The sequence below is a fragment of the Polaromonas sp. P3_C2 genome, assembly GCF_056402675.1.
The window spans coordinates 1-3,636 of sequence record NZ_JBFUGX010000430.1 but is presented as its reverse complement, the minus strand read 5'-3'; the positions used below and the strand labels follow the sequence as shown (position 1 = coordinate 3,636).

The window sequence follows — 3,636 nt, the reverse complement described above, 5'->3', positions numbered from 1 at the left end:
CGCCCACGCCTTGCACGGCGCGCGCAGCAATCAGTGCCAGCGGGCCGGGTGCAAAACCGCAGGCCACCGAGGCCGCCGTGAAGATCGCGATGCCCAGGATAAAAATCGTGCGGCGGCCAAAGCGGTCGCCCAGCGAGCCGCCCACTAGCACCAGCGAGCCCAGCGCCAGCAGGTAGGCGTTGATGACCCACTGCATGGCCGCCAGCCCGTCGGCCGAGCCGCCCGTCAGGTCGCGCTGGATGGCGGGCAGGGCGATGTTGACCACCGAGCCGTCGATAAAGGCCATGGACGAGCCCAGCACCGTGGCGGCCAGCGCGAAGCCGGGGTGCGGGGCGCTGTCGGCCTTCTGATGTTGGGCGCGGATGATGCCTTCGTCGCAGGGGGCGTGCGGGTTGCCGGGCATGAGGGCTCCTGGTGTTGGGTAGGTGGCGGATAGATGGCGGTGGATGGTTGTCCGGTATTTGACAATTAGTCTAATTATGGATAATATTTCCAGATGACGACACATACCGTGACCGCGCAGCCACCCATGCCCCATCCTGCCAGTTCCCCGCCATCCAAGGCAAGCATGCCGGCTGATGCCCAACTCCTGCTGCTGGACAAACACGCGGTCGAGTCCCTGCTGCTGCCCGCCGATGTCCTTGCGGCCACGCGCGAGGCCTTTGTGCTCCACAGCCAGGGGGAGGGCCGCGTGTTCTCCCTGGTGCGTGAAAGGCTGGCAACCGGCGGTGTGTTCGGCATCAAGTCGGGCGACGTGGGTGCGCAGTCGCTGCTGGGCTTCAAGGCGGCCGGTTTCTGGCCTGGCAACCTCGCGCGGGGCGCTGATGCCCACCAGGCCACCATCATGCTGCTAGACCCCGCCACAGGTCGGCCGACCTGCCTGATTGACGGCAACGCCGTCACCACCGAGCGCACCGGCGCCGCCGGCGGCCTGGGCCTGGAGCTGGCGCGGCAGGACAGCCGCACGATGTGCGTCTTCGGCACCGGCGTGCAGGCGCAGGCGCAACTGCGCTTTGCCCTTCGCCAGCTGCCCGGGCTGCGCCAGGTGTTTTACGCCACGGCCAATGGCGGGCCAAAGGCCGCGTTTGAAGCGATGTTTGCCGGCCAGTGCGCCATCTCGCATGCGGCAGACGTGAATGCCGCCGTGGCCCAAAGCGATGTGGTGATCACGGCCACGACCGGCAAGGGCCCGTTGTTCGAGCTGGCTGCTCTCCGGCCCGGCACCCACATCAATGCCGTGGGCAGCGACACCAAAGGCAAACGCGAGCTGCCCGAAGGCCTGCTTGCCAAAGCGCGCGTGTTTGTGGACGATGCAGCCCAGTCGCGCAGCATCGGCGAGCTGCAATGGGCGCCCGAAACCGCGTGCACTGAAATCGGCGATGTGCTGTCGGGCAAGGCCACCTTTTCGCGCGGCGCCGGCGATATCACCTTGTTCGACATGACAGGTATCGCCTTGCAGGACCTCACGGTCGCCCGTCTGCTGGAGCAGCGCGCGCGCCTTGCCGGCAAGGGCCAAAGCATTGCCTGGCCCTGGTGAGTTTGACGCCCATATCGTTCTGGAGACTCCCTTGACCACCAACCAGCCCAACCCCCTGGCCACACTCGACACGCCCGCCGCGTTGATTGACCTGCCGCGCATGCAGCGCAACATCGCGCGCATGCAGCAGCGCATGAATGCGCTCGGCGTGCGCTTCCGGCCGCACGTCAAAACCAGCAAATGCACACCCGTCGCGCGTGCGCAGGTAGCCGCGGGTGCGCAGGGCATTACCGTGTCTACGCTCAAGGAAGCCGCGCAGTTTTATGCCGACGGTTTCACCGACATCCTCTACGCAGTGGGCATGGTCGCCACCAAGCTGCCGCAGGCGCTGGCCCTGCGGCGCCAGGGCTGCGATCTGAAAATCATCACCGACAGCGTGGCGTCAGCTGCCGCCATTGCCGCCTTCGGCCGCGAACACGGTGAAAAGTTTGAAGTCTGGATAGAAATCGACAGCGACGGGCACCGCTCCGGCATCAAGCCCGGTGAGGCCGCCTTGGTGGACGTTGCCCGCACGCTGCACGAAGGCGGCATGCACCTGGGCGGCGTGATGACGCATGCCGGCTCCAGCTACGACCTCAACACCCCCGAAGCGCTGGTGGCCATGGCCGAGCAGGAGCGCGCTGCCTGTGTGGAAGCTGCCGAACGCGTGCGCTCTGCGGGCTTTCCGTGCGCTGTTGTCAGCGTGGGCTCCACACCGACGGCGCTGTCAGCCGCGCAGCTCAAGGGCGTCACGGAAGTGCGCGCCGGCGTGTATGTGTTTTTCGACCTGGTGATGCACAACATCGGCGTGTGCGGGGCAGACGACATCGCGCTCAGCGTGCTGACCACCGTGATCGGCCACCAGCCCGACAAAGGCTGGGCAATTGTGGACGCAGGCTGGATGGCCATGAGCCGAGACCGCGGTACGCAAAAGCAGCAGCATGACTTCGGCTACGGCCAGGTGTGCCGTACGGATGGCACGGTATTGCCGGGCTATGTCCTCAGCGGCGCCAACCAGGAGCACGGCATCCTGTCGCGCGAGGGCGCACCCGACACCGACATTGCCGCGCGCTTTCCCATCGGCACACAGCTGCGCATCTTGCCCAACCACGCCTGCGCTACCGGCGCGCAGTATCCGGAATATCACGCGCTGGCTGAAAACGGTGAACTGGCAACCTGGAGCCGCCTGCACGGCTGGTGACCTCTGGCTTCCATGTGGCCGGATGCTATTAAAAGCATAGCTGTTTGCGCAATAGGCTATTGGGTTTCAGGCCTTTTTGCTTGAGAATTCCTTGAGCTGACTCACTTGCACATGCTGTAGCCGCCGGTCTCCAGGTGGAAGTGGTCCTTGTGCGCGGCGTTGTAGTCGGGGCCCAGCACACCCTTGAAGTATTTGCAGGCCCCTTTGTGGGCGTCGCGCAGCAGCAGTGCCTCGGGCCCCGGCGGTGTGGTGTCGTCTTCGTCAGGCCAGTGTTTCAGCACCGTGACACGCTTGCCGCCCGCCAGCGTGAAGGCAGAAATGTCCAGCGCATTGGCAGTGGCATGGCGGCTGCGGGAACGGGCCGGTGCATTGGGCGGCGCACCTTCGCCGCTGTTGATGTTGCGGCAGGCATAGCTGCCCAGGTGGTCAATGCCCGCCACGCGCTGGCCAAAATGCAGCTGCGCCGCCGGCTGCAGCGCATTTCTTTCCCACATGAAGAACGACAGCGCCATGGGGCAACTGAGCGGCAGGGCCGCGCCTATGCGTACCGGCGCCGTACGCAGCCGCACCGCATTGCTGAACCCGCAGCCGTCGCCCGTGCTGCGGTCGGGCAATTCGTCGTACTGCATGCCGGTGGTTGCCAGCGCGGCCAGGCAGCGCGCCGGGTCGTTGCGGGCGCGTGACAGTTTGTAAAAGGTCAGCATGTTGGGTGGCGCCGTCACTTCCAGTGGCGCCCACGGGTTGACGTGCGTGGGAATCTGCAGGGCGCCGCTGTAAACCCCGTACGCCGCCGTGAGCAGGCCGCTCCATGCGGCCAGCCATACCCAGCGGCCCCAGCGCAGCCGCCTGGCAGGCGCTGCGTCGGGCGGAAGGCCGGAGTCTGGGGGAAGGGGCATGGTGTTCGTTGATAAGCGAGGGG

At 66.1% G+C, this 3,636-nt stretch carries 4 protein-coding genes; 2 read left to right on the top strand and 2 right to left on the bottom strand.

All coding sequences use genetic code 11. The features are described from left to right. Window positions 1-403: MFS transporter (locus AC1DWI_RS16555; protein WP_477725235.1), on the bottom strand; the 403-nt coding region annotated here is incomplete at its 3' end. A gap of 165 nt (window positions 404-568) precedes the next feature. Here AC1DWI_RS16555 and AC1DWI_RS16550 point away from each other — a divergent pair. Then, complete coding sequence (locus AC1DWI_RS16550) at window positions 569-1,537, top strand: ornithine cyclodeaminase family protein (protein WP_477671213.1); 969 nt, start codon at window positions 569-571, stop codon at window positions 1,535-1,537. Window positions 1,538-1,568: 31 nt separating this feature from the next. Continuing rightward, window positions 1,569-2,717, top strand: a complete 1,149-nt coding sequence (locus AC1DWI_RS16545; RefSeq protein ID WP_477670811.1) for a DSD1 family PLP-dependent enzyme — start codon at window positions 1,569-1,571, stop codon at window positions 2,715-2,717. A 101-nt stretch (window positions 2,718-2,818) separates the two neighbouring features. On the opposite strand, the gene AC1DWI_RS16540 is transcribed toward AC1DWI_RS16545, so the two are convergent. After that, complete coding sequence (locus AC1DWI_RS16540; RefSeq protein ID WP_477670810.1) at window positions 2,819-3,613, bottom strand: extensin-like domain-containing protein; 795 nt, start codon at window positions 3,611-3,613, stop codon at window positions 2,819-2,821. Between the last annotated feature and the right edge of the window lie 23 nt (window positions 3,614-3,636).

Coding starts and splice junctions, on each gene's coding strand:
- AC1DWI_RS16540 (WP_477670810.1), bottom strand. CDS start 3,613: ATGCCCCTTCCCCCAGACTCCGGCCTTCCGCCCGACGCAGCGCCTGCC.
- AC1DWI_RS16550 (WP_477671213.1), top strand. CDS start 569: ATGCCGGCTGATGCCCAACTCCTGCTGCTGGACAAACACGCGGTCGAG.